The organism is Micromonospora sp. IBHARD004 (assembly GCF_052814115.1).
Map to the genome: position 1 here is coordinate 5167865 of NZ_CP199934.1, position 25354 is coordinate 5193218.

Sequence of the window (25354 nt, forward strand, 5' to 3'; positions counted from 1 at the left end):
CGAATGCCTCACCGGAGGTGGTGCTGGGGGGAAGCGAGGATCGTCCGCGCGACGGCGACGACGGCCCCGTTGAACGTGGCGTCGACCTTCGCCGTCGCCGGGACCCCGGCGACGCCGAGGACCAGCGCCTTCTCCTTGGCGCTCAGCTTCTGGTGCACCAGCCGCCCGGCCAGCTCGTCCACGTACGCCCCGGCGGTGGCCGGCGGGCGGGCCACCAGCTTCTCCGGCGCCGGGTACGTGAACTGCTTGCGCCAGCCGCCGAGCAGATCGCCGGCCTCGTTCCAGCCGTCGACCATGGTGCCGGCGGAGGTCCACGCGACGTAGACGTCCGCGTAGCCGTCCGGGGTGGGCTTGCCCATCGGGTACTGGCCCAGCTCGCGCATCTTGTCCTGGATCTGCCGCAGGCCCTGGGCGTACGGGGTGCGCCGGTTGTCGCCCTGGAAGCCGGGCGACGCCTCCGGCCGGACGCCGAGGGTCCGGTAGGTGGCGACCAGGTACTCCATCGGCCGGCGCACCTTCTGGCCCACCGCGGCCCAGAACTCCGACGAGCTGAAGAGCGTCATCAGCACCGGCTTGATCAGGCCCTTGTTCGCCGCGTACGCCTTGGCCAGGCGGTCCACCAGGGACTTCGGCGGGGTGTCGGAGACGAACCGGGTGGCGAGGCTGCGGGCCACGTACTGGGCGGTCGACGAGTGCAGCGCGAGGTAGGTGATGTACTGGTCGATCACCCGGTCGGCGGTCTTCGGGTCGGCCGAGCTGTTCGGGTGGCTGAAGCCGAGGACCTTCACCTTGCCGACGTAGTGCCGCTCCGGGTGGAAGACGTACTTCCCGTCGGCGACACCCCGGCCGGTCTGCAGCATCGCGGCCTGCCGGACGTCCTTCTCGGTGTACCCGCCGTCGACCCCGACCGAGTACAGCTCCAGGTTCTCCCGGGCCAGGTTCTCGTTGACCGCGTCCTTGCGGGAGTCGACCTGGTTCAGGTAGAGCAGCAGCGCCGGGTGCTTGTTCGCGGCGATCAGCATCTCCGGGTAGCTGCCCAGCGCATGGGCCCGGATGACGTCCCGGTCGAACGAGTTGCGGTAGACCTCCCCGCCGTCGAAGTCGGCGGCGACGTGCAGGAAGTCGTTCCAGAAGTCGACCATCACCTCGAAGAGCTGCCGGTCGGACCAGATCTGCCGGGCGATGGTGGCGTCGATCGTCTCCTTCTCCGGCTGGGCGCCCCGCTCGTTGAGCTGGTCCCGCTGGTCGCGCAGCTGCTGCGGGGTCAGCTTCAGGGTGGGCAGCTCGGCGAGCTTCAGCTCGGCCCTGGTCGGGGCGATCTTCGCCGGGTCGAGCTGCCAGCGCAGCCAGCCGTCGATGCCGAGCCGCTTGATGTCGGCCAGCACCTTCGGGGTGGCGCCGAAGGTGGCCCGGCTGGCCAGGTGCCGGACCGGGTCCTTGGCGAGCACGGTCCTCACGGTCACCTGGGTCGCCGCGGCGGCGGCCGCCGGGCCGTCGAAGAGCCGCCCACCGCTCGGGGAGTTCCGCTTCATCGCCGCACCGGCCCGGGAGCCCATGTAGCTCTCGTTCTGCTCGGTGTAGGTGCGCACCGTGCTCGGCTGCTGCCCGCTGGGCCGGGCGGCGGTGCCGTCGGTGACCACGGTGCCGGTGGCGTCGCCGGCCACCGGGTCGTCGCGGAAGAGCCCGCGCACCTGGGGGGTCATGGCGAGGGCGGCCCCGCCGGCGACCACCGCCGCGCCGCCGAGCGCGGCGAGGGCGCGCCGGCGGCCGGTGCGGCGGCCGGGCTCGTCGTCATCGTCCAGGTTGGGCAGTCCCGCGCCGGACGCCGGGGCGTAACCCTGGCGGCCGAAGCCGTCCGGGCCGACCCACCGGGAGCCCTGCCCGGAAAGGTTCGTGGTGGCGCCGGGGTACCCGGCGGGTCCGCCGTAGCCGGCGGCGGGGGCGTACGGCGTCGCGTGGTCCAGGTCGCGGTACCCGTCCGAGGTGGGGTGCTGTCGTCCGTCCCACCCGCGGTCGTCCCGGGGTCGACGTGGTGGCACATTCTGGTCGGCCATGTACCAATCCCGTTTTCTTCGAGCGCCGGCACGCCTGCGACCGGGGGAGGAGAGGCGGGGCGGCGACTGTTGCGGAGGAGTTGCTACGGGAAAGTAACCACGCGTCCCCGGACGCTCAAGGCGGTCGGAAAGCGCTCGGCTGGGCACTTAAGACAGTGCTCATGACCTCGACCGAGCGGTCGGTCCGGCACCCTCCGGGCGGTGGCCTCCCCAGCAGGGCCGACATCGCCCCGGAACGGTGGGGCGTAACGTTTTCGTCCGCCGTGACGCTGTTAGCGCCGTTCAATGCCTCAGCCAGACTTAAGGTGCGGATAAGCCCGCGCTGAGGTCGTCCGACCGGAAGGCCGCCCGCCCGCGCCGAGCCGCGCGCGACGCCTCGCCCGCCCCGGCGAAAGTAGGAGTTGGAGCCGCGCGTGACCCGCCTCCGTTGCGGGTATGCCGCCGAACCGCTGAAGCCGTGAGGGGAAGGCACCGCCATGCTCAGCAAAGAGGATCAGCGCAGGTTCGAGCAGATCACCCGCCAGCTCCGGGAGAGCGATCCGCAGTTCTTCGCCCGGCTCGACCACCGGGCGCGCGCCCGCCGGGGCCGGTACCTCATGCTGTTGACGATCGTGCTGTGGGCCTCACTGCCGGCGATGACCGTGCTGGCCGGGCGGCTGGCCGGCGCGATCTGCGCCGTGGTCCTGCTGGCGAACGCCGGCCTCATGTGGCGGTTCCGGCGGCGATGGCTCTGACCGCGCCGGCCCCTACCGCTCCGTGGGCGTCGCCTCGGCCGGGCTGGCGGTGGTGGGCCGGTCCGAGCGCGGCCGGCCGAGGTCCCGGTAGGCCCGGCGCAGCCGTTCGACCAGCCCTGGGCCGCCGATGGCCGGCCCGGGCGGGCCGAGCTGGCGCAGCAGCAGGTCCGGGGCGGTCACCAGGGTCGGTGGCCGGTCGGGTACCGGCACCGGCGCCACCCAGAACCGGTCGACCGGGTCGGCCGGCGACGTCGCGGGCAGGGCGCCGAGCACCCGCGCCGCGCCGGCCGCCGTGGGCCGCCCGGCCGGCGCGGGACCGGCCGCGGCCGGTCCGGACCCTGCCGTCGTCACGTCGGCCCCACCGGCCACCGTCGCCGAAGTAGCGGTTGCGCCGGCGGCGGCGCGCAGCGTACGCAGCCGGTCGAGCAGCTCGGCGCGGCTCCGGCCCCGCCAGTGCAGCAGCTGGAACGGGTCGGCGTCGAACGCCTCGGCGAGCAGGTAGAAGGTGGCCGCGAGGTGCTTGCACGGCACCGCGAAGTCGGGGCAGCCGCAGCGCTGGGTCAGCTCGTCCACGGTGGACGGGAAGAGCGGCGCGCCCGCCCGGGCGAACAGCTCCTCCAGCTCGGCCGGGAGGTCGCCGGCGAGCAGCCGGGCACTGAAGAACGCCTGCCCGGCGAGCTCCGCCTCGATGCGGGCCCACACCTGCGCCGGGTGGGCCGCCAGCTCGATCCGCACCGGGTACGGGTCGGGCCGGGAGCCCTGCACGGCGGCGGTGACCACCCCGGGGGCGATGTCCAGCCGGAGCACCTGACCGCGGCGCGCGTACGCCCGGCCCCGGGTGAGCCGGGTGCCGAGAGCGAAGGACTCCAGCACCTCGAGGAACCGGCGGGACCACCAGGACTGTCCGATCGCGCCCCGGGTGCTGCGCGCCCGCAGCCCGCCCTCCACCCGCCGCGGCGGCCCGAACTCGGCGAACCGCCCGGCCCCGTTCCCGTCCGGCGTGCTCACTCCACCACCGCCCCGGAGTCCAGCGCGAACAGCTCGCGCAGCGCGCCGGTGGAGAGCTCGGTGACCCACTGCTCGCCGCTGCCCACCACCCGCCCCGCCAGGCTCCGCTTGTCGGCGATCATGGCGGCCACCTTCTCCTCCACGGTCCCGGCGGAGACGAACTTGCGGACCTGGACACGGCGGCGCTGGCCGATCCGGAACGCCCGGTCGGTGGCCTGGTCCTCGACCGCCGGGTTCCACCACCGGTCGACGTGCACCACGTGGTTCGCCGCGGTGAGGGTGAGCCCGGTGCCGCCGGCCTTGAGCGACAGGACGAACAGCGGCGGTCCGTCCGGCGACTGGAACCGGGTGACCATGGCGTCCCGGTCGGCCTTGCCGACGCCGCCGTGCAGGAAGAGCACCTCCCGGCCGACCCGGGCCGACAGGTGCCCGCGCAGCATGCCGCCGAACTCGGCGTACTGGGTGAAGAGCAGGGCCTTCTCCCCCGCCGCGAGGACCTCGTCGACGATCTCCTCCAGCCGCTCCAGCTTGCCGGAGCGGCCGGGCAGCGGCGAGCCGTCGCGCAGCAGCTGCGCCGGGTGGTTGCAGACCTGCTTGAGCCGGGTCATGGTGGCCAGCACCAGCCCCCGGCGTTCCATCCCGTCGCTGGACTCGATCTTCGCCATCATGTCGTCGACGACCGCGCGGTAGAGCGCGGCCTGCTCGGCGGTGAGGTTGCAGAGCACCTCCATCTCCAGCTTCGCCGGCAGGTCGGAGATGATCGACGAGTCGGTCTTGAGCCGGCGCAGCACGAACGGGCCGGTGATCCGGCGCAGCCGGCCGGCCACCTCGTCGTCGCCGTGCCGCTCGATCGGCTCGGCGAACTTCTTCCGAAAGGTGGCGGCCGGGCCGAGCAGGCCGGGATTCGCGAACTGCATGATCGACCAGAGGTCGGCCAGCCGGTTCTCCACCGGCGTACCGGTGACCGCGACCCGGTGCCGCGCGGGCAGCGACCGGACCGCCTCGGCCTGCCGGGTCGAGGCGTTCTTGATCGCCTGCGCCTCGTCCACCACCACCCGGTGCCAGTCGATGCCGGCCAGCGCGAACGCGTCCCGCGCGGCGACCGAGTAGGTGGTCAGCACCAGGTCCGCGCCGTGCACGGCCGCCCGGAACTCCGCCCCCCGCGCCCGCTCGGCACCGTGATGCACGTGTACGCGCAGCCCGGGCGTGAACCGGGCCGCCTCCCGCTGCCAGTTGCCGACCAGCGACATCGGACAGACCAGCAGGGTCGGTCCGGCCTCCGGCGGGTCCCCGGCCAGCAGGGCGAGCAGCTGCACGGTCTTGCCCAGCCCCATGTCGTCGGCGAGGATCCCGCCCAGCCCGAGCGACTGGAGGAAGGCCAGCCAGGCCAGTCCCCGCCGCTGGTACGGCCGCAGCGTGCCGTGGAACCCGGGCGGCGGGTCGGCCGGGGTGAGTCGCCGCTCCGCCGCCCCGGCGAGCAGCTCGCCGAGCGCGCCGTCGGCGGTGACCTCCAGCACCGGCAGCTCGTCGGGCCGGTCGGTCTCGGCGAGGCCCAGCCGGAGCAGGTCGGCGACGGTCAGCTCCCCGGCCGAGCGGAGCAGCCGGAGGCCGGCGGCGAGCCGCTTCGGGTCCAGCTCGACCCAGCGTCCGCGCAGCCGGACCAGCGGGGACTTCAGCTCGGCGAGGGTGGCCAGCTCCTCCGCCGTCAGCGGCTGGTCGCCGAGCGCGACCTCCCACCGGTAGTCGACCAGCGCGTCCAGCCCCAGGCCGGCGGAGGCCGCGGCCACGGTGCCCGGGGCGGTGCGGCTCCGGGCCCGCAGCCGGGCGCCCAGCCGGGTCGACGGCCGCCGCCACCAGGACGGCAGCAGCACGCCGAAGCCGGCCGCGTGCAGCACCGGGGCGCCCTCCCGCAGGAAGCGGTGCGCCCCCTCCGCGTCCAGCTCCATCCCCTCCGGCGTGGCGGTACGCAGCGCGTCGTCCAGCTCCGGCCAGAGCCGGCTGGCCCGGCCCAGCTCGGCGAGGAGGGTCTCCTGCGGGTCGTCCGCGGCGCCGAGCGCGGGCAGGTTCCCCGGTGACCGCCACACCTGGCCCGCCTCGACCAGCAGCCCCGGCTCGTCGGCCGGTTGCAGGCCGAACTCCACCCGCCACCGGCCGCCCTGCGTCACCACGGCGGTGGGGTCGGCCGGCACCACGAGCAGCGGTTCGACGATCTCGTCGGGATCGGGCTCGACCAGGCGGAAGCTGGCCCGTACCGGGCCGCCTGCGGCGTCGCGCTGCCAGGCGTCCAGCTCGGCGCGAAGGGTCTCCAGCCCGTCCGGGTCGGTGGTGAACTCGCGGCGCTCGCCGGTCAGCGCCGCCAGCCAGGCCGGCACCGGACCGGCCGGCCGGAGGCCCCGGGTGAGCACGGTCCCCGCGAGGGCCGCCCGGGCCGCGGCGTCGGTCAGCGCGTCCAACGCGTCCGCGACCAGCGCGCCGGTCCCGGCCAGCCCACCCGGGTCGACCGGGGCGGGCGGTTCGGCGGCGCGGGCGGCCGGGGGCAGGGCGAGGGCCAGGGACCGGGCCCAGCCGGCGTCCGTCCCGGTCAGCAGGGGCCGCCAGACGGCCCGGGCGGTCAGCACGTCGGCGCCGTCCGCCGGGCCGAGCCGGGCCGGGTCCGCGGCGGCGCTCGGCGCGGCGCCGGTCGGGGACGTGACGCCGGGCAGCACCCGGCCGCGGGCGACCAGGTCGGCGGCGAAGTCGGCCAGCTCGGCCAGGTGGCGCAGGTCCGCCCCCGGCACGGCGGGGCCGAGGTCGATCTCCCGGAGCAGGGCGAACGCGGCGTCCGGGGCGTACATCAGGATGGGGACCCGCCAGCCAGCGAGGGTGACCGACCCGCGGACCGGTTCCGCGACGGCGGTCCGGACCAGCTCCGGCGAGTCGAGCGGCGAACCGCCCCGGGTGGGGAGGGAGAGCAGGACGGACGTGGCCCGGGCCGGAAGGCCGCCGAGCGCCTCGACCAGCGTGGCGTGGCCGGCGGCGAACGGGTGCGGCCGCTCGCGCGGCGCCCGGCCGGGCCGCCGCGGCGCCCGCGCCGGCAGCGTGGTGTCCTCGGCCCAGACGGCGAGCCCGACGGCGGACAGCCACACCCCGTGGATGACCAGCACGCACTCCCCCTCGTCAACGCCCGGGGCAAGAATAGGCGGCCCGGGCGGGCTACTGTCGGCGCCATGTTCGATCTGCTCGTGATCGGCGGCCTGGGCGTCGACATCCGTACCCAGGTGCCCGTGCTTCCGCTGCCGGCCACCGACTCCGTGGCCGTGCCCCCGATCGACCTGCGGATCGGCAACACGGGCGCCGGGGTGGCGCTGGCCGCGCACGCGCTGGGCCTACGGGTGGCGCTGGTGGACGTGCTGGGCGCCGACCCGGCCGGGGACGTGGTCCGGGCGGCGTTGGCCCGCACCTCCGTGCACACCGTGCTGGCCGAGGCCCCGGCCGGCACCCGACGGTCGGTGAACCTGGTCGACCCGGCCGGGCGCCGGATGTCCCTCTACGACCCGCGCCCCTGGCAGGGGCCGCCGCCGTTCCCGCCGGAGGCGCTGGCCGCGCTGGTCCGGGACGCGAGGCACGTGCACGTGTCGATCATGGACTGGGCGCGCGACGCGCTGCCGGTCCTGCGCGCCGGGCTCGCCGAGGGCGTGGGGCTCTCCACCGACCTGCACGACTGGGACGGGGAGAACGCCTACCACCGCCCCTTCGCCGACGCGGCGGACCTGGTCTTCGTCAGCGGCGTCCGCCTCGGCGACCGCGCCGGGAAGCTTGCGGCGGAGCTGGCGCCCCGCACGGTGCTGGTGACCGGCGGGGAGGCGGGTGCGACCCTGCACACCTCGGACGCCCCGCCGATGCCGGTGCCCGCCACCACCCCGCCCGGCCCGGTGGTCGACACCAACGGCGCGGGCGACGCCTTCGCCGCGGGTGTCGTCGCCGCCCGGCTGCGCGGCGCTCCCCTGCCCGACGCGGCCGGGTACGCCGCCCGGGTCGCCGCCGCCGCCTGCACCCACGACGGGATGGAGTATCCGCCGGGCCTGCTGCCCCGGGAGTGAGCCGACGGCCGGTCAGAGCGCGCCGGTCCCGCCGTCGGTCAGCTCGCGGAGGATGTCGGCGTGCCCGGCGTGCCGGGCCGTCTCCTCGATCAGGTGGACCAGGATCCAGCGCACCCCCCGCTCGTCACCCGTGCGGGCGAGGACCGGACCCAGCGTGGGGTCGATGGTGGGGTCCGCCATCTCCGGACGATAGTCCCGGCGGCGGCCGGCCCGCTGCCCCGCTAACCGCTGCGGGCCGGCGGTGTCCGGGGCAGGATGGGCGCATGGCATCCACGGTGCAGATCCCCCTGGTGGGCGGCACGGCCGACGGCGAGACCGTCACCGTCGAGTTGGACGGCAACGGCCGGCCGCCGCTGACCCACCACCACCTCGGCCCGGAGGGACTGGCCGAGGCGCAGATCTACGAGCTGGAGTCGGACGACCGGGCGGGCCGGCCGTGGATCTACACCTGGCGGGGGCCGGCGGTCTGACCGGACAGCGGGGCGCCGGCCGGCTCAGGCCGCGTGAACCCCGGTCAGGCGGCGGGAGCGGATGCTCTCCAGCACCCCCCGGGTGACCTGGGAGGTGCCCCGGGCCTGCTCGCACACCTCGGCCACCAGGCGGGCGGTCTCCTTCGCCCGCGCCTCCCGCTCGTCCCACAGCCGGTCCACCTCGGCCAGCAGCGGGCCCTCCACCTCCCGTTCCACGCCGCGCAGCGCCGGCACCCCGAGCCGCTGGGCCAGGTCGAAGACCTTCCCGGCGTACGGCAGCGGCAGGAACGGCGTGCCCACCATGGCCGCGAAGATCAGGAAGTGCAGCCGCATGCCGACCGCGAGGTCGAAGTGCTTCATCAGCCCCAGCACCTGGCGGGGCTCGTAGTCGCCGTGCAGGACCCGACCCCGCTCGGCGGCGACCATGTGCGACATCACGCCGTGCGAGTGCCGGATGTCGTCGCGTTCCATCGGCACGAACAGCACGTACGCGTCGATCCGGTGCACGAGGAAGTCGCTGATCTGGGCGAGCAGCCGGTGGTAGCCGTCCACGTCGAGGCGTTCCGCGGCCCGGCCCGGCTCGCGGACGCTCAACCCGACGAGCCGCTTGCCCGCCGGGACCCCCTCCTCGCGGAGCCAGCTCGCCGGGAAGTCCTCCGGTTCGAGCAGGAACGCCGGGTCGGCGGTGACCGTGATCGGGTTCACCAGGCCGGCCTCCTCGAGCACCATCCGGGACTCCTGGTCCCGCACGGTGACCTCAATCGCCCCGGCCAGGGTCTCCCGGACCATGCCGGTGTCCACCCCGTCGGTGAGCGGCCCGACCCCCACCGCGTAGGTGAGCAGCGGCAGGCCGCGCTCCTGGGCGACCCGGACCACCCGCAGGTAGCGCCGGGCCTCCCGGTCGTAGAGGATGCCGCCGCCGCCCAGGATGAGCAGATCCAGCTCGCCCAGGGTCACCGACGAGTCGGCCCGGCTGACACCCTCCCAGGGCACCGCCTCCACGTCCGGGTGGGCCAGGGCGGTGTGCGGCGGGTTGCGGGAGAAGACGATGATCCGGGCGTTCGGCTCCTGCTGCCGCAGGTCGGCCAGGAGTCCGCTGAGGATCGCCTCGTCGCCGAGGTTGCGCCCTCCGTACGAACCGAGCAGACCGATCGTCAGTGCGGCGCCATCCGTCATCCGTCGCTCCTCCCCAGGTGCGTCTTCGGCCGGTTTCCCACTGCGCCGGTGGACATACCTGGGCGCGTTGTCAGCCGGCCGCCGCACCGACCAGGCGGGACACCAGGGCGGAAACCACCCGACCGGCGTCGGAGCCGGCGTCGACCGAGGTGGTGCGCAGTCCACGGCGAGCGGGTAATCAGCTTGCCTGGCGGGGCGGCCGGACCGACCGTGGACGCATGACGAGCGCGACGAAGACCAGGATCGCCTGGGCCGAACTGCCCGCCCAGGTCCGGGCCACCGTCGAGGAGATCCTCGGTGACCGGGTCGTCGAGGCGGTGTCCCAGCCGGGCGGCTACTCCCCCGGCACCGCCGACCGGGTCCGCACCGCCGGCGGCCGGAGAGCCTTCGTCAAGGCGGTCAGCCCGGCGCAGAACGACCGCAGCCCGCACATGCACCGCGCCGAGGCGCGGATCGCGGCCGCGCTGCCGCCGTACGCGCCGACGCCCCGGCTGCTCGGCAGCCACGACGACGGCGAGTGGGTGGCCCTGGTCTTCACCGACGTCGACGGCCGGCACCCGGCCACGCCCTGGCTCGCGACCGAGCTGGCGGCCGTGCTCACCGCCCTGGCGGCCATGGCCGCCGCGCTGACCCCGACGCCGGTCGCGGCGGTGCCCACCGCGGCCGAGCAGCTGGGGTACGACTTCGCCGGCTGGCGGCGGATCGCGGCGGACCCACCGGCCGACCTGCCGCCGTGGGCCCGTGCGCGCCTGCCCGAGCTGTGCGCCGCAGCGGACCGGGGACTCGCCGCGCTGGCCGGCGACACGCTGTGCCACCTGGACGTCCGCGCCGACAACCTGCTGGTCGGCGCGGACGGCACGGTCAGCGTGGTGGACTGGCCGTGGGCCTGCCGCGGGCCGTCCTGGCTGGACACCGTGCTGCTGCTGGTCAACGTCCGGCTGCACGGCGGCCACGACACCGAGGCGCTGCTGCGCGACCTGCCGCTCACCGCCGGGGTGGAGCCGGCCGCGCTGACCGGGGTGCTGGCCGGTCTCGCCGGCTTCTTCCTCGACAGCGCCCGGCAGCCGCCGCCGCCCGGCATCCCGACGGTGCGGGCGTTCCAGCGCGCGCAGGGCGAGGCGCTGCTGCCCTGGCTCGCCGAGCGCCTGGGCTGACCGCCGGCGGGGCGGCGGCGGGAAGCTCCGGTGCCGAACGAGACGTCCGATCTCCGCCGGACCGGCGCCGCCACAACGGCGATGCTCGTCTCATGACGACCACACTGGACGGAAAAGTCGCACTTGTCACCGGGGGTAGCCGGGGAATCGGCGCCGGGATCGCCCTCCGCCTGGCCACCGAGGGCGCCGACGTGGCGCTGACCTACCAGCGGGACGACGACCGGGCCGCGTCAATGGTGAAGCAGATCGAGGCGCTGGGCCGGCGGGTGCTGGCCGTGCGGGCCGACAGCGCGGACCCGGACGCGGTACGGGCGGCCGTGGACCGGACGGTCGAGGAGCTGGGACGACTCGACATCCTGGTCAACAATGCCGCCGTGTTCCTGGTCGGCCCGGTCGAGCAGCTCGGCCCCGACGAGCTGGAACGGACGCTGGCGGTCAACGTCCGGGCGCCGTACGTGGCCGCGCAGGCAGCGGCCCGGCACATGACCGCCGGCGGCCGGATCATCAACATCGGCAGCAACGTCGCCCGCCGGGCCCCGTTCCCCGGCCTCGCCCTCTACTCGATGAGCAAGACCGCGCTGGTCGGCCTCACCAAGGGGCTCGGCCGGGAGCTGGGCCCGCGGGGCATCACGGTCAACCTGGTGAACCCCGGTCCGACCGACACGGACGCCAACCCGGCGGACGGGCCGAACGCCGCGGCGATCAGCGGCCTCACCGCCCTCGGCCGGTACGCCGTGCCGGCCGAGATCGCCGGCATGGTCGCCCACCTCGCGGGCGTCGACGGCGGCTACGTCACCGGCGCGAGCATCGACGTCGACGGCGGCTTCGCCAGCTGAGCCGCGGACCGCGCGGCGGCGGGGGTGCGGGCCGATCCGCCCCCACCCCCGCCACCCGGCGACGGGTGGCAGCACCCCGTCGGCCCGGACGGCGAGAGCGGACCGGGTGGTCAGGCCGGCGGGCGGACCTCGTGGGTGAGGAAGGGCAGGACGGCGGCGGGCAGCGCCGGTGCGGTGACGATGTCGTAGTGGGTCAGGCCGGGCAGCACGGCCAGCCGCGCGGCCGGCCGGTTCGCGCCGTCCCAGCCGGCGTCCCGGTGGCCGCCGCCGAGCAGGCCGAAGAACTCCGCCATGTGGGTCACCGGGATCGAGTCGGCGTCGGCGAAGACCAGCAGCACCGGCATGGCGAGGGCCGCCACCTCGGCCGACCAGTCGTACTCCTGGCGGAGCAGGTCACCGGTCTTGACCCAGAGGGTCGGCCAGTCCGCCGGGCGGCGGGCGACGCGGGTGTACAGCTCGTGCGGCGGGGTGCCACGCATCTGCTCGGCGACCCGCTCGTCCTGCGTGGCCATCGCCGCCAGCACCTCGGGATACCAGCCCTGCCGCTTGCAGGGCGAGGAGACCAGGGCCAGCCGGCGTACGAGGCCCGGGTGCTGGATCGCGGTCCGCAGCGCCACCCCGCCGCCGAGGGAGTAGCCGAGCAGGTCCGCCTCGGGCAGGTCGAGGTGCCGGATCAGCGCCGCGACGTCGTCGGCCATCGACTCGAAGCGCAGCGGCCGGTCCACGTCGGCGGTCCGTCCGTGGCCTTGGAGGTCGACCAGGATGACCTGCCGGCGCTCGGCGAGGGCGGGGAGGATCGGGGCGAACATCTCCACCGCGCCGTAGCCGCCGTGCAGCAGCACCAGCGGGCGGCCCGTGCCGTGGATCTCGTACCAGAGGCGCACCCCGTTGACGTCCGCGTAACTCACCCTCGCTCCTCCATCACTCGCCGACCCGTCGCGCGACCACCGCCGTCCGCGGGGCGCGCACCTGATGTAACGCCGATGGCGGCGCGGACTCGTCGGAGCTGGAGCGGACGCCCGGCGACGTGTCAGACGTGGCCATCCTCTCCGACGAAGGGGCCCGCGACGAGATCCTCCGGCGCGAGCCGGTCAACGGCATCCGGCCGACGGCGGATACGGCGCGCCCCCGCTGCCGTCGGTCCGGAGGCAGCGGGGGCGCGTCGGTGCCGGTCAGCTGACGCCGGTGACGGCCTTGACCAGGTTGATGCCGAAGTAGAACACGAACGCGACCGCGACCGCCCACATCAGCGGGTGGATCTGCCGGGCCTTGCCCTGCGCCACCCGGATCGCCACCCAGCTGACGAAGCCGGCGCCGATGCCGTTGGTGATCGAGTAGGTGAACGGCATCAGCGTCATGGTCAGGAACGCCGGGACCGCCACCCCGACGTCCGTGAAGTCGATGTCCTTGACCTGACGGATCATCAGCGCGCCGACGACGACCAGCGCCGGACCGGCGGCCTCGCTGGGTACCAGCGACACCAGCGGGGTGAGCAGCAGCGCGCCCAGGAAGAGCAGACCGGTGACCACGCTGGTCAGACCGGTACGGCCGCCGTCCGCGATGCCCGAGGACGACTCCACGTACGTGGTGGCCGAGGAGGCGCTGCCCGCGCCACCGGCGACTGCGGCGACACCGTCGACGAAGAGCACCTTGCCCAGCCGCGGCATGTCGGTGCCGTCGGCGGTGGCCAGGCCGGCCTGCTTGGCCAGGCCCACGGTCGTGCCCATCACGTCGAAGAAGTCGGCGAGGACGAGGGTGAAGACCAGCAGCAGGGCGGTCATCACCCCGACGTGCGCGAACGCGGTGAACGACACGTTGCCCACCAGGTGCAGGTCGGGCGCCTTGATCAGCGGGTCCGGCAGGGTCGGCACGTTGAGCTGCCAGCCCGTCGGGTTCGGCTTGCCGTTCACGAACGCCGGGCCCGGCTTGGCCAGCGCGTTGACGATCACCGCGACGACCGTGGTCGCCACGATGCCGATCAGGATGCCGGCCTTCACCTTGCGGGCGACCAGGATGCCGGTGACCAGCAGGCCGACCAGGAAGACGACGGTGGTCCAGCCGCGCAGCGTGCCGTCGCCGCCGAGCTGCACCGGCACGGTCGTGCCGGCGGCGTCCGGCATCCGCCGGACCAGACCGCCGTCGACGAAGCCGATCAGCGCGATGAAGAGGCCGATGCCGGCGGCGATGGCCGCCTTCAGCTCGCCGGGGATGGCGCGGAACACCGCCTTCCGGAAGCCGGTCAGCACCAGCACGGTGATGATCAGACCCTCGATGACGACCAGGCCCATCGCCTCGGCCCAGGTCATCTGGGAGGCGACGGCGTACGCGACGAAGGCGTTCAGGCCCAGGCCGGTCGCCACCGCGAACGGCACCCGGCCGACGATGCCCATCAGGATGGTCATCACCGCCGCGACGAGGGCGGTGACCCCGGCGACCGGCGCGATGCCGAGCAGGTTGCCGTCGGCGTCCGGCGCGGTGCCGATGATCAGCGGGTTGAGCACGACGATGTAGGCCATCGTCGCGAAGGTGGTGAGCCCGGCGAGCACCTCGCGCTTGACCGTCGAGCCACGCCGAGTGATTTCGAAGAAGCGGTCGAGGCGGCCGCGCTCGGCGGGTTCCGTCGGCTCGACCGGGACAGCAGGATCCTGCGTAGTCACGCTCATGGCGTGGCTTGCTCCGTTCCGGGTTGGCCCGCCGGACGTGCCGGTCGGGCGAGGGGGTGCAGCCGTCCCGGAGCGGTTGGCCCGGAGAACGTCGGAACGGCTGGGCTCCACGGATCCCGTGAAGCACTACGAAGCCGCACCCCGGTCGGGGAGCGACTTCGCCCCCTCACCTTAACCGCCGGCAAACGCCGGATGACCTGCCCCTAGGCGGGCGCCGCCGCGGGGGTGGTCAACATCACCGTCAGCCGCGGCGGCGAGCCGGTGGGCGACCGACCCCGGCGGCCCGCCGCGACACGCGCACGGTATTGACACCCTTACCCACCGCGAGCAGATTGCGGGGTGATCCCGGTCGGTCGCTGCCGGGACGTCCGCGCGGAAGGACGATCGCCATGAACAAGATCAGAGCCACCGGTACGGCCCGGCTCGCCTCGGCGGTGGCGCTGCTCGCGCCGTCGCTCGTCCTCGTGGCCGGGCCCGCGCCGGCGTACGCCGCGGAGACGACCACCCGGATCCTCCGGGCCCCGCTGGAGCTCTCCGTCTTCCTGCCCTGCGCCAACGGCGGCCTCGGCGAGGTCGTCGACCTCGACGGGACGATCTCCGAGCTGTACCACGTGACCGTCGACGAGGCCGGCGGGTTCCACGTCCACCTCGTCGAGACCCAGTCGAGCGTGCAGGGCACCGGCGCCACGACCGGGGACCGGTACGTCAGCACCCGGGTCAACCTCTTCGTCTACAACCAGGGATCCGGATCGCTGCCGATCACGTCGACCCAGCAACTGGTGTTCCGGATCGCCGGGGCGGGGCCGGGCAACGACGCCTCGATCCGGATCACCAACCACACCACGGTCAACGCCGACGGCACCGTCACCGTCGCCTTCGACACGTACAGCGCGGAGTGCGAACCCACCACGCCCTGACCGGGAGGTGGGCACGATCGCGCTTCCGCGGCGGGGTCAGTCCGCGCCCACCGGGCTCGGCGCCGGAACCGGCGCCGGCCCGGGGTGCCGGGCGGCGCGCAGCGGGGAGACCCCGGCCGTCGGCGGTACGTAGGCTGTCCGGCGTGATCAGGTTGGAGCGGCTGCGGGCCGACCACGCGGACGCCCTGCTGGCCTTCGAGCGGGAGAACCGGGAGTACTTCGCCCGGTCCGTGCCGGACCGCGGGGACGCGTACTTCGCCGAGTTCCCCGCCCGGCACCGCGCCCTGCTGGCCGAGCAGGACGCCGGCTCGATCCACTTCCACGTCGTCCTGGACGATCGGGGAGCCCTGATCGGCCGGGTGAACCTGGTGGACGTCGAGGACGGAACGGCCGAGCTCGGCTACCGGATCGGCGAGCGCGCCACGGGCGGGGGCGTGGCGACGGCGGCGGTCGAGGCCGTGTGCCGGCTGGCCGCCACGACGTACGGCCTCGCCACGCTCACCGCGGTCACCACCCGGGACAACCCGGCGTCCATGGCCGTGCTCGGACGCACCGGGTTCACCGCGGTCGCGGAGATCGTCCTCGACGGACGGCCCGGCGTGCGGTACCGGCGCGATCTCATCCCCACGCATCGCGCTGCGGCGCGGTAGGCGCGTCGCGCCACGGATCCGGTGTCGGGGTAGTCACCCAACGCCGCCAAACGTTGATCGTCATGATCGCCGCCTCTACGCTGCCACGAAGTGTCAGCCGACGATCAACAGGGGATCATGAGCGGCTTCCACGTGGACCCTGATGGGCCGCGTCGATGTCCTGGCACGGCGCGGCGCTGGACGCCTCCTTCACCGAGGCCCTCGCCCAGCGCGACGCGCCCTCCCCCGAGGACCGAGCAGCGATCCAACGACAGGCGCAGCAGTTGCGTGACCCGGCGACCAGGCGTCGTTCGACCTGGACGACGCGGGAGCCGACGTCGACCGCCACCAGGAGGGCAGGCAGGGATGAGCGCATGGACGCGCTGGAAGATCGCCATTCCGCTGATCGGATTGAGCCTGCTGCTCCTCGTCCCCGCCGTCTTCGGCGCGTGGGCCTGGTGGTCGGAGAACGGGGCCGGCTACCGCGCGCTGACGGTCGTCATCTGCCTGGTCGTCGCCGCCTGCGTGGGCCTGTCCGTGTCCATCGGCGTCAATCCCACCCGGGACGTCCCCTGGCTCCGCATCGGACTCGTCGCGGTCGGAATCCTGGCGACCTGCGGCCTCGCCGTCGCTCGGAACTCGGTCTGAGCCGCGGCGGTCTTCGGGACGGCATCGGTGCTGTCGGCCGCCGGGTTGTTCGTGTCGCGGTGGTCGGCGCGGGCTGAGGCACATCCACCGCCTCCGGGCGGTGCGCCCTGACAGGGCCAGGGCGCACCGCAACGATCTGGCTAACCAGCCCGGTGGGCCGCGACCGCCGCGTCGGAGGGCGGACCTGCGGCCGGTTCGAAGACGACCCGGGAACGCAACTGCCGGAACCCGGTCCGTTCCAGTTCCGCCAGCACCGCCACCCGGTGGGCGTCCACGTCGGCGATCACCTCCCGGGCGCCGCCGGCGGCCAGCACCCGGACCGCCTCGGCCAGCAGCTCACCCCGCACGGCCGCGTCGAGCAGGCCGAGGTAGGCGACGAGCGGGTAGCAGGCCTGCCCCGCCGTTCCGACCAGGCCTACCGGCTCCCCGGCGTCCAACGCGATGCGCCAGTCCCCGGCCGGGCCGGTCAGCCAGGCCAGCGGGTCGGTGGCCAGGTCGACGCCGCCGCCGGCCCGCGCCATCTCCATGCCGGTCAGCACGTCCGGCTCGGCGATCCGGGCGACCAGGGCGTTGATCTCCGCCGCGTCGGCGGCCGGGCGGAAGGTGTACCGCCCGGAGGACGCCGGCAGCGGCGTGCCCGTCCAGGAGCACCTCAGCCGCTCACCGCGCTCGACCAGCCCGGCGAGCCGGGCCGCCGCCATCGGCGCCCTGACCACGGCCAGCACCTCCGGCCGGCGCCGCCAGTGCGCCGGCATGGCGGCGTAGTACCACCGGGGACCGCCGAACGCCTCGTGGGCGGCGCGCAGCAGCGCGGCACCCACCTCCGGCTCGGCGGCCAGGTCGAACCTCTCCAGCCAGTGGGCACCGACGGCGCCCGGCGGCAGGACCCAGGCCGCCCGGCCGACCACCCGGCCGGCGCGGAGGGCGACCCAGGTGTTCTCGGGCCGGTAGCCGCCGCCGGCGAGCCCGTCGGCGTAACCGACCTGGCGCAGTTGGGGTAGCGGGTCGGGCATGGACTCGAACAGGTTTTCCTCGCCCGCGACGAGCGGGCGGATGACGAGATCGGTCATGGATTGAGCCTCCGGAAAGCAAGCGCCCCGGGGTCAGATCCGCGCGGACGCCGGAGCGCGGAGGGGGCGCAGAACATCGGACATTGTTCTGACCTCCTCCCAGCTCGACGGCGTGCCCGAGAAAGTACGCGACGCATCCGCCCGCCGCAACATGATTACCGCGGGATCGCCGCCGTCACGTCCGGCAGCCCGTCAGCACCTCCACCGGACACGGAGCCGCTGCCGCCACCGCCGAAACCTCGACCCACGCGGACTTCTTCCATCCCGTCAGCGTTCCAGGGACATCACCCTGCGAGGCTGAGGGCCTGCGACCCCTCGCTTGTCACCGCTGCGCGCTCCGTCCGGCGCCCTCAGACGCGGTCGGTCAAACCTGCCTGCTCGTTGGCCTCGGCCTCCGGGGGAGGTGACCTGCTCGGCAGCCCCAGTGCAGGTCGAAGGCCGCCTGCCGAGCGGCCAACGCTTCTACTTCCGCGCCCGCCACAGCGACGTGTCGCTGGGCATCGGGGGCGACGACCCCGCAGACATCCCCGACTGGGAAGAGAGCGAGTCGCATCAGGAAGCCAGCTGGCTCCCCGCAGCCGAGGGTGAGGCCATCATCAGACGGGCTTGCTTGCCGCTACGTAGAGCAGCGCGAGGCAACTGGGTGACCACCGTCAGTTTGGAACGTGCCTTGACTGACGGGCACACCCCTGCGGCAGCGCCGGTAATCAGGTTGGCTTCCCGCCCACCCGGTTGACGGGTCGGGCTGGTGTGCGCTGTTAATGACTCTTGTTGACCGGCCTTGCGGGCACGTAGCGGGCACGGCAGGCAGATCGAGACCTAGATGTTCTGCCCATGGACGTTGGTGACACGGCTGGGATCACTTGGTCCAGCTGCCTGGATCACCCCGCGCCGATCGGTTGTAGCCTCGGCCCCTATGAGTTGGCTGCCTGAGGACTTCGTCCACCCCGTCTACGTGCCCGTGCCCAACACCGCGCTTCACCTGAGGCCGATCCGGGAGGCGGACACCGCGCTCGACTACCCCGCCGTGATGGGCTCCCGAGAGCGCTTGTGGGAGATCTTCGGCCCGGCCTGGGCTTGGCCCAAGGAGACGATGACCTATGAAGAGGACCGCATCGACTTGCTGCGGCACGAGAAGGAGATAGCCGCGCACCAGTCGTTCAACTACGCGCTGCTGGACGAGGAGGAGACGGCGATCTTCGGCTGCGTCTACATCGACCCGCCCGAGCGCACCGGCTCCGACGGAGAGGTCTCCTGGTGGGTGGTGGACGACCTCGTAGGCGGCGAGGTGGAGCGCACGCTCCACGCGCTGGTGCCGCAATGGATCGCCGCCGACTGGCCCTTCCAGCAGCCCCGTTATCTGGGCCGCGACGTTGCCTGGCAGGACTGGCTCGCGCTGCCGCGCGCCTCGTGACACGTCCGAGGCGGTGCCTGAATCGTGTCATGAAGATCGTCTGATCGTTGTGTGGCTGTGCCGTTGACGGATGCCCAGTGGGCGTGGATCGAGCCGTTGCTCCCTGACCGGTCGCCGCGTCGTGGCGGCCGGTGGCGCGATCACCGGCAGGTGATCGACGATCGCATCCTCTCGCTGCCAATGTTCGGATCTCTCCGCCGACTCTCTTTGCCAGCGGGTAGCTTCCGCCTCCCGCTCCCGCTCCCACCGCTGAGCCTCAGCCTCCCGGGCAGGCCCCTGGCCTGCCGGCACTAGCCGGCCCGAGGGGTCGCAGACGCTCCAGGGTCAATGGCGGCCCGTAGGGCCGTCGCGCAGCGACGCGAAGCGCCCTTGACGCTGGAGGGGCGGCCCCGCACGCTCCGCGCCGCATCCCCAGCAGGGCCGGGCGGTGGCTCGCCCTGCGGCGCGGCGGTGCGACGGCCGCCGCGCCCCGGCCGGCTGGCGGCCAACCAGCTCGCCAGTCAGCGTCTGTCGCACTGGCGGCCCTCCGGGCATCCCGCTTTCCGCGCCAGCCGCCGGGCGTTCGGGGGCCGGAGCGGAGCGCCAGCGGAGTGCAGGCCCGCGCCCAGGCGGCGGCGCGTGCGGCCCGTTCTGGGCCGCCTTGAAGACGTACAGAAACTTTGAACAACTACGCCGGCAGCCGGCTGTCCTGCGCCGGTTGATGGTTGACACGGCGGGTTCAAGGGGTGTGCGCAAGTAGCTCGGCGAGCTTCTCGGATGGTGTCATGAAGCCGAGGGTCTTGCGGGGGCGGGTGTTGAGGCTACGGGCGAAACGAGCGAGGTCGTCGGCGGTGTGGAGCGATAGGTCGGTTCCCTTGGGCATGTACTGGCGGAGCAGGCCGTTGGTGTTCTCGTTCGATCCGCGCTGCCAGGGCTTGTGGGGGTCGCAGAAGTAGACCTGGATGCCGGTGGCTGCGGTGAATTGGGCGTGCTGGGACATCTCCTTGCCTTGATCCCAGGTGATGGTGCGAACCAGCTCGTCGGGCAGGGTGGCGACGGCCTGCCGCATCGCCTGCTCGACGCTGTGGGCGGTGCGGCCTTGGGGTAGGTGCAGCAACAGCAGGAATCTGGTGCTTCGCTCCACGAGGGTGCCCACCGCGGACTTGCTGTCTTTGCCGAGGATCAGATCGCCCTCCCAGTGGCCGGGCACCGCACGATCGTCGGCCTCGGCGGGGCGTTCGCTGATCATGACCATGTTCGGGATCCGGCCGGTGTTCTCGGGCCGCTGGCGGGCGCGGCGCTTGACTCGGCCGGTGCGCAGGCAGCGGGCCAGCTCTCGGCGTAGCTCACCGCGGCCCTGCACGAACAGCGCCTGATAGATGGTTTCGTGGCTCACCCGCATCAGGGGATCGCCGGGGAACTCGATTGGCAAGCGCCGCGAGATCTCCTGCGGTGACCACCAGGCCCGCAGCCACTCGGTCACCTTCCCGGCCAGCCTCGCACAGGCCAGCTTCGGCGTCTTCGGGCGTCGGGCCCGCGCTCGAGCTCGCTGGTGAGCCCGCCATGCGCGGTAGTCATCCCGGCCGCCGTTACCAGCCACTTCGCGTGAGACCGTCGAGGTGGCCTTGCCGAGCCGGGCGGCGATCGACGTGAACGATTCGCCGCCACGAAGGCCGAGACTGATCTCCTCCCGGTCGGCGAGGGTGAGCCGCCCGGGCCCCGGCTGCCAAGAGTCGGATCGCACAGGGCGTTTCGATTCGCGGCGTACGACGGTTCGGACGATCTCATGGGAGCAGCCGACCTGGCGGCCGATCTCCCTCAACGACAGGCCCTTAGCGCTCAGCCGTCGGGCCAGCTGTCGTTGCTCCATCGTCAGATGGGCGGTCATCAACATCTCCCTCGATCGAATCGACGCATTCTCATCGACTCGTCGAGCCCGTTGCACTGACCGGTTGAACCCGCCCACGGCGGGTTCGGTTGACGCTTGACACCTGGTCGGTCTGATCCAGTGACTGGCCGTCGGCGTCGAGGAGGGTTCACACGGACGATCGGTGCAGCGCGATGGGGACGGGCGGGTCTACGCTGACCGGCCATGACCGAACCGTCCGAGGATCACCTCACCGCCATCGCTGAGCACAGCGTCGGCTTCGCTGAGGCCGCTCGCGGCAACCTGGACGCGGCGGTCGAGCACTGCCCAGGCTGGAACGTCGCGGACCTAGTCTGGCACCTCACGGAGGTGCACTGGTTCTGGGGCACGATCGCCGCGGAGCGGCTGACCGCGCCTCCGGACAAGTCGCGACGCCCGAAGCGAACGACCGATGATGCGCTCGTCGACGCGTTCCTCGCGGGCTCGCAACGGCTTGTAGATGTCCTACGCGACGCCGACGCGGCCGAGCAAGTGTGGACGTGGGCCCCAGCCCAGCAGAACATCGGCTTCATCACCCGCCACCAGGTGCAGGAGGCCGCTGTCCACCACTGGGACGCCGCGAACGCGGCCGGACGTCCCCTGCAAATCGCCATCCCCGTTGCCGTGGACGCGGTCGACGAGTTCCTGACCTTCTCCGTCTCCAGGGAGACCGACCCGGCGGACCCGCCCAGACCGCCGCTCGGTGGCACCTTCGCCCTGCAGTCGACCGACGCGGTGAGGCTCAGGGCCGACAACACGGCCACGCGATGCGGAGCGTGGACCCTGACTGATGGTCGTGCCCCCGGAACGGTGCGCGTAACGCAGGGAGCGCAGGCAGGCGTTCCCACGCTCGACGCGCACGCTTCGGATCTGCTGCTGTGGCTCTACGGCCGGGTCGATATCGACACCCGATCGGCCCCCCAAGACCTGCTCGCGCGGTTCCGGGCACTCTGCTTCACCGACTGACCCCTGCCGGCTCTCAACTCGAATAGAGGCACGTCCCCACCCGACTCGCCGCCGCGACGTAGTGGCCGGTCCGCGCCGACCCTTGGATCGGCCAGTCTCGTCGTGATCATGTAAGGCATCAGGCGAAGCGAAGCTGTCAAGCATCATGGGAGACCAGGCAACGCCGGCAGCCGGCTGTCCGACTCCGGTTGATGCGTTACAGGTTGACTCCGCTTGATGGGTTACGCGATCCGCCCGACTCGCTGGCTACCGGCTGTGAAGCTCGACCGTCCACGACGCGAGTGCGGCAACATCCGCTTCTGCCGATGACCGTGCACCGCGCGACGTAGTCTTCAACGGTGGACACAACGGCCCTCACACCTCGCGCGCTGGTGATCGGGTTGGATCCGTATCGGGTGCCGGGGCCGTGGGACCCCAAGCCAGTCGCAGACGGCATCGAAGTCGGGAGGGCCCGATTCGTCGAACACGGAGTGGGGGCTGAATTCTGCCTGTTCGGCCTCGACGGCAGCGACGATGTGGAGGCGGTCGTCACCACTGCCCTTTGCGCCCAGCCTTGGGAGTGCGTCGTCATTGGTGGCGGGGTGCGCAATCAGCCGGAACTGTTCGAGCTGGTGGTCAATCTGGTGCGGCGGCACGCGCCCGACGCAGCGATCGCATTCAACGCCACCCCGGCGGACACGTTCGACGCGGCCGCCCGCTGGGTTGAGGTGCCCGGATGATCGCTCATGCCGCTGTCCGCCCGGGTGGCAGTCCCTCCTCGCGTCACACACTAGGCGACGATGAACGAACATGGTCCAGACACGACCTTTCCCGTGCGCCGGAAGTGGCCATACAACGTGCTGGCACGGGGCCTGACCACGAAGGAGGTGTTCGCTCTGCCTTTCGGCCGGCTCCACCATCTGATCGTCGACTGCCCGGATCCGATGGCCGAGGCGCGGTTCTGGACCGCGGTCCTCGGCGACCCGATCACCTACGCGGACGAGGACTTCGTCGTCGTGTCGGCCAGCACGGCGGCGTCCGGGCTGGCGTTTCAGCGCGCCGCCGACCTGACGCCGCCGACGTGGCCGGAGCCGGCAGTGCCGCAGCAGATGCACCTTGACGTAATGGTCGACGACCAGGATGCCGCGGGTGAGGCAGTGCTCGCGCTGGGCGCGCGGCGGTTGCCCGGCGATCACGTGTACGCCGATCCCGCTGGCCACCCGTTCTGCCTGATCAGGCGCCCCACCTGGGCGCCGCCGGTGAACTGAGCTCAGCGCTGGCTCGTACTTCGGACCGGCGAGGCTCCCTTCGGCGACCACCTGATCGTCCGGCCGACCGGCAACTGCCAGGCCGGCCAGTCTCGGAAACCCACGGCTTGATCCGGTGCGCACACCTGCCGCGATCCGGGCGGTCGCCCAACCCGCGAGAAGCCGGGTGGTGAGTGATCGGCATCGCGCGTGCGGTTGCGCGGCCACCACCTCATGAGAGGCAACATGGCACCCATGTCCCTACCTACCCCCACGCTGCAGACCGCTCGCCTGCGACTGCGTCCGTTCAACGACGCCGACGCGAACGCCCTCTTCGCGCTGCACAGCAGCGCCTACGTGCTGCGCTACTGGGACGCGCCGCCCTGGAGCGAGCGGGTGCGCGCCGAGCGGTTCATCATGGCTTGCCGGCAGATGGCAGAGGAAGGCACCGGGACACGGCTGGCCATGGACCGTGTTTCCGACGGGGCGTTCATCGGCTGGTGCAGTCTGACCCGGTGGAACCCGGACTACCGCAGCGCGTCGATGGGCTACTGCCTCGACGATGCAGCATGGGGCCACGGCTACGCGACTGAGGCCGCGCACGCCTTGCTGAAGTGGGCATTCGACACGTTGGACCTGAATCGAGTCCAGGCCGAGACCGATACGCGCAACGCGGCGTCTGCCCGCGTCCTGGAGAAGCTCGGATTCGTGCGTGAAGGGACGTTGCGCGAAGACTGCGTCGTGAACGGCGAGGTCTCGGACTCGTGGGTGTACGGGCTGATCAGGCGGGAGTGGCGGCCGTCGTCCGAGGCGGTTCCCGCCCGCTGAGTCCTCCTCGCTCGCGAGACGGCGCCGCCTCCGGCTGCTTCGTTCCGCTGAGTTGATGGGGCCGACGCAGTGCACTCTCATGCCGCGATGAGCGCTCATAGCCGATGAGCGCGTTGCCCGATCGGTAGGCTGCCGCGCCGTGGAGATCGATGGAGATCGGCCTGCCCCCAGACGCAATGCTGCCATCTCCATTCCGGTCGATCAGCGGTGCGAATTGAGGGCGGCCAGGGCTGCGGCGAACTCCTCGGGTGGGAGAAGGATGCGGTTGCCGTGGCGTGCCCGCGAGCCTCGGCGCCAGATCGGGGTCTCGAAGTCCCGCTCGGGATCGCGAGCTGAGACCCAGATTTGCCAGGCATCGTAGTTGGCGGCCTGGCCTGCCCAGGCGCGGGTCACCTGCGACCAGGGAATGACGCGCGTACGGTGCACCGTTCGAATCTTGATGCCATAGTCGCTGACGTAGACGCCGACCAGCGTTACCCGCCACAGCACGACCTCCCACATCAGCACGAAGAGGACGATGGCGATCGCTCCGGCCCCAGACACGTCGCCCATGGTGAGGCCGCAGAGCGGGAGGAGGCCGGCCACGGACATCCCGCTAGCTACGACGTAGCGCAGGGTATGGAGATCGTCCTGGTCCCCTTCGTAGGGCCGGTACCAATCTGGCATGAGCCGCATCGTACGGATCGAAGGCAAACGGTCGGACGAACTGCTGGCGCGGTCGAAGGTGCCCAAGCCGTACCGCCAGATCTGAGCTGCCTCCAGCAGAGCAGGACATCCGATCATGCCGCGATCCGCGCGTGGCGGAGCGTGACGGCGGCCGCTACCGCTCGGCATCCTGATCTGCCGATGTGCGCGAGTCGGCTCGGTCAGATGCCTATGCGCCGTAACGCATGCCGATTCGTAGTCCGACCGACGAATGTCACCAGATCGCCGATTCGGGCGCGCCGAGGCATCGGCCACGTGTGTTCGACGTGCAACCGGACGACTTGAGCACAGCGGGGTCGTGCGCGACAGCGCTCGCTCGACGTCACCGGACCGACAGTCTCGGTCGCGTCGAGGCACCGACCGCGACGGCATGCCGCTTGGACTTCACGATCCACGTGCCGAGGCCCGGCGGACCGAGGCACTGCTCAACCCGTCAGCGGCCGGTGGCGTGCACGAGGCCGCCGGGCAGCGGGACGCCGTCAACCGCGCAGTCGCACGCGATAAACCAGGTGACGTCGGTGATCATCCCCGCGACAATGGCCGACGTGGAGGAGGTCGAGGTCGTCGTCGCCCATAACGAGCGCGCGACCCTGCGCGTCGGCAACGTGTTCCTGAAGATCGACGCTGATCAGACCCGCACCGACGTCGAGGTCGAGGCGATGGCTATGGCGCCGATCCCGACCCCGGAGATCCTGTGGCGGAAGCCGCCCGCGCTCGCGCTCGCCGCCCTCCCAGGCACGGCGCTCGGCCACCTCGGCGAGCCATCGACCGCGTCGCCCGCGGCGTGGGCCGCGGCGGGTGCCGCCGTTCGGACGCTGCACGACGCGCCGCTGCCGCCATGGCCCGGTCGGAGCCTCGACGAGCTCGCATCGCGCCTCGCCGGCGAGTGCGA

Annotated in this window: 24 protein-coding genes; 13 read left to right on the top strand and 11 right to left on the bottom strand. The window is 72.8% G+C overall.

Translation table 11 applies throughout. From position 1 onward, the window contains the following. Positions 1-8: 8 nt before the first annotated feature. A complete protein-coding gene (locus ACTWO6_RS25130; protein ID WP_446216244.1) occupies positions 9-2054 on the bottom strand; it encodes a DUF1800 domain-containing protein in 2046 nt (681 codons plus the stop codon). Positions 2055-2530: 476 nt separating this feature from the next. Here ACTWO6_RS25130 and ACTWO6_RS25135 point away from each other — a divergent pair, with 476 nt between their 5' ends. Further along, positions 2531-2788: a DUF3040 domain-containing protein gene (locus ACTWO6_RS25135; protein ID WP_089013185.1), complete on the top strand. Its 258-nt coding sequence runs from the start codon at positions 2531-2533 to the stop codon at positions 2786-2788. A 12-nt stretch (positions 2789-2800) separates the two neighbouring features. Here the strand turns inward: ACTWO6_RS25135 and ACTWO6_RS25140 are convergent, their stop codons facing one another. Both ACTWO6_RS25140 and ACTWO6_RS25145 read right to left on the bottom strand, forming a co-directional pair. Beyond that, positions 2801-3796 (bottom strand): SWIM zinc finger family protein, encoded by a 996-nt coding sequence (locus tag ACTWO6_RS25140; RefSeq protein ID WP_446216245.1) that lies wholly within the window; start codon positions 3794-3796, stop codon positions 2801-2803. After that, entirely contained in the window at positions 3793-6939 is a 3147-nt protein-coding gene (locus ACTWO6_RS25145; protein WP_446216246.1) for an SNF2-related protein, read from the bottom strand. Before ACTWO6_RS25145 ends, ACTWO6_RS25140 begins: the two co-directional genes overlap by 4 nt. 63 nt (positions 6940-7002) lie before the next feature. Here ACTWO6_RS25145 and ACTWO6_RS25150 point away from each other — a divergent pair, with 63 nt between their 5' ends. After that, positions 7003-7875: a carbohydrate kinase family protein gene (locus ACTWO6_RS25150; RefSeq protein ID WP_446216247.1), complete on the top strand. Its 873-nt coding sequence runs from the start codon at positions 7003-7005 to the stop codon at positions 7873-7875. A 12-nt stretch (positions 7876-7887) separates the two neighbouring features. Here the strand turns inward: ACTWO6_RS25150 and ACTWO6_RS25155 are convergent, their stop codons facing one another. Then, the gene (locus ACTWO6_RS25155) at positions 7888-8055 is read right to left on the bottom strand and encodes a mycothiol transferase (protein WP_446216248.1); all 168 of its coding nucleotides are present in this window, start codon (positions 8053-8055) and stop codon (positions 7888-7890) included. An 83-nt stretch (positions 8056-8138) separates the two neighbouring features. Between ACTWO6_RS25155 and ACTWO6_RS25160 the strand changes: the two genes are divergently transcribed. Continuing rightward, positions 8139-8345 carry a hypothetical protein gene (locus tag ACTWO6_RS25160; RefSeq protein WP_446216249.1) on the top strand — a complete coding sequence of 69 codons (207 nt, stop codon included), beginning with the start codon at positions 8139-8141 and terminating at the stop codon, positions 8343-8345. A gap of 24 nt (positions 8346-8369) precedes the next feature. Here the strand turns inward: ACTWO6_RS25160 and ACTWO6_RS25165 are convergent, their stop codons facing one another. Continuing rightward, complete coding sequence (locus ACTWO6_RS25165) at positions 8370-9521, bottom strand: polysaccharide pyruvyl transferase family protein (protein ID WP_446216250.1); 1152 nt, start codon at positions 9519-9521, stop codon at positions 8370-8372. Positions 9522-9739: 218 nt separating this feature from the next. Here ACTWO6_RS25165 and ACTWO6_RS25170 point away from each other — a divergent pair, with 218 nt between their 5' ends. Beyond that, complete coding sequence (locus ACTWO6_RS25170; protein WP_446216251.1) at positions 9740-10675, top strand: phosphotransferase; 936 nt, start codon at positions 9740-9742, stop codon at positions 10673-10675. Positions 10676-10767: 92 nt separating this feature from the next. Next, positions 10768-11511, top strand: coding sequence for a 3-oxoacyl-ACP reductase family protein (locus ACTWO6_RS25175; RefSeq protein ID WP_446216252.1), 744 nt, complete (start codon positions 10768-10770; stop codon positions 11509-11511). Between the two features lie 110 nt (positions 11512-11621). Here the strand turns inward: ACTWO6_RS25175 and ACTWO6_RS25180 are convergent, their stop codons facing one another. Both ACTWO6_RS25180 and ACTWO6_RS25185 read right to left on the bottom strand, forming a co-directional pair. Beyond that, complete coding sequence (locus ACTWO6_RS25180; protein ID WP_446216253.1) at positions 11622-12419, bottom strand: alpha/beta fold hydrolase; 798 nt, start codon at positions 12417-12419, stop codon at positions 11622-11624. A gap of 264 nt (positions 12420-12683) precedes the next feature. Next, positions 12684-14174 carry an NCS2 family permease gene (locus ACTWO6_RS25185; protein ID WP_446216254.1) on the bottom strand — a complete coding sequence of 497 codons (1491 nt, stop codon included), beginning with the start codon at positions 14172-14174 and terminating at the stop codon, positions 12684-12686. A gap of 389 nt (positions 14175-14563) precedes the next feature. Between ACTWO6_RS25185 and ACTWO6_RS25190 the strand changes: the two genes are divergently transcribed. The 3 genes from ACTWO6_RS25190 (at position 14564) to ACTWO6_RS25200 (ending at position 16368) form a co-directional block, all read left to right on the top strand. Beyond that, positions 14564-15091 carry a hypothetical protein gene (locus ACTWO6_RS25190; protein ID WP_446216255.1) on the top strand — a complete coding sequence of 176 codons (528 nt, stop codon included), beginning with the start codon at positions 14564-14566 and terminating at the stop codon, positions 15089-15091. A gap of 143 nt (positions 15092-15234) precedes the next feature. Then, positions 15235-15741 (top strand): GNAT family N-acetyltransferase, encoded by a 507-nt coding sequence (locus ACTWO6_RS25195; RefSeq protein ID WP_446216256.1) that lies wholly within the window; start codon positions 15235-15237, stop codon positions 15739-15741. Between the two features lie 345 nt (positions 15742-16086). Then, positions 16087-16368 (top strand): hypothetical protein, encoded by a 282-nt coding sequence (locus tag ACTWO6_RS25200; protein WP_446216257.1) that lies wholly within the window; start codon positions 16087-16089, stop codon positions 16366-16368. Between the two features lie 140 nt (positions 16369-16508). On the opposite strand, the gene ACTWO6_RS25205 is transcribed toward ACTWO6_RS25200, so the two are convergent. Next, entirely contained in the window at positions 16509-17438 is a 930-nt protein-coding gene (locus ACTWO6_RS25205) for an acetyltransferase (protein WP_446216258.1), read from the bottom strand. A 916-nt stretch (positions 17439-18354) separates the two neighbouring features. On the opposite strand from ACTWO6_RS25205, the gene ACTWO6_RS25210 reads away from it, so the two are divergent. Continuing rightward, positions 18355-18852: an N-acetyltransferase gene (locus ACTWO6_RS25210; RefSeq protein WP_446216259.1), complete on the top strand. Its 498-nt coding sequence runs from the start codon at positions 18355-18357 to the stop codon at positions 18850-18852. Positions 18853-19570: 718 nt separating this feature from the next. Here the strand turns inward: ACTWO6_RS25210 and ACTWO6_RS25215 are convergent. Next, positions 19571-20725 carry an IS30 family transposase gene (locus ACTWO6_RS25215; protein WP_446217043.1) on the bottom strand — a complete coding sequence of 385 codons (1155 nt, stop codon included), beginning with the start codon at positions 20723-20725 and terminating at the stop codon, positions 19571-19573. Positions 20726-20923: 198 nt separating this feature from the next. Here ACTWO6_RS25215 and ACTWO6_RS25220 point away from each other — a divergent pair, with 198 nt between their 5' ends. The 4 genes from ACTWO6_RS25220 to ACTWO6_RS25235 all read left to right on the top strand — a co-directional run bounded on the left by ACTWO6_RS25220 (position 20924) and on the right by ACTWO6_RS25235 (position 23757). Next, positions 20924-21703, top strand: coding sequence for a maleylpyruvate isomerase family mycothiol-dependent enzyme (locus tag ACTWO6_RS25220; RefSeq protein ID WP_446216260.1), 780 nt, complete (start codon positions 20924-20926; stop codon positions 21701-21703). A gap of 338 nt (positions 21704-22041) precedes the next feature. Continuing rightward, positions 22042-22422 carry a hypothetical protein gene (locus tag ACTWO6_RS25225; RefSeq protein ID WP_446216261.1) on the top strand — a complete coding sequence of 127 codons (381 nt, stop codon included), beginning with the start codon at positions 22042-22044 and terminating at the stop codon, positions 22420-22422. Positions 22423-22626: 204 nt separating this feature from the next. After that, positions 22627-22950, top strand: a complete 324-nt coding sequence (locus ACTWO6_RS25230) for a VOC family protein (RefSeq protein ID WP_446220756.1) — start codon at positions 22627-22629, stop codon at positions 22948-22950. 234 nt (positions 22951-23184) lie between these two features. Beyond that, positions 23185-23757, top strand: coding sequence for a GNAT family N-acetyltransferase (locus tag ACTWO6_RS25235; protein WP_446216262.1), 573 nt, complete (start codon positions 23185-23187; stop codon positions 23755-23757). A 201-nt stretch (positions 23758-23958) separates the two neighbouring features. Here the strand turns inward: ACTWO6_RS25235 and ACTWO6_RS25240 are convergent, their stop codons facing one another. After that, positions 23959-24423 (bottom strand): hypothetical protein, encoded by a 465-nt coding sequence (locus ACTWO6_RS25240; RefSeq protein WP_446216263.1) that lies wholly within the window; start codon positions 24421-24423, stop codon positions 23959-23961. Positions 24424-24941: 518 nt separating this feature from the next. Further along, positions 24942-25214, bottom strand: coding sequence for a hypothetical protein (locus ACTWO6_RS25245; protein ID WP_446216264.1), 273 nt, complete (start codon positions 25212-25214; stop codon positions 24942-24944). Positions 25215-25354 lie beyond the last annotated feature (140 nt).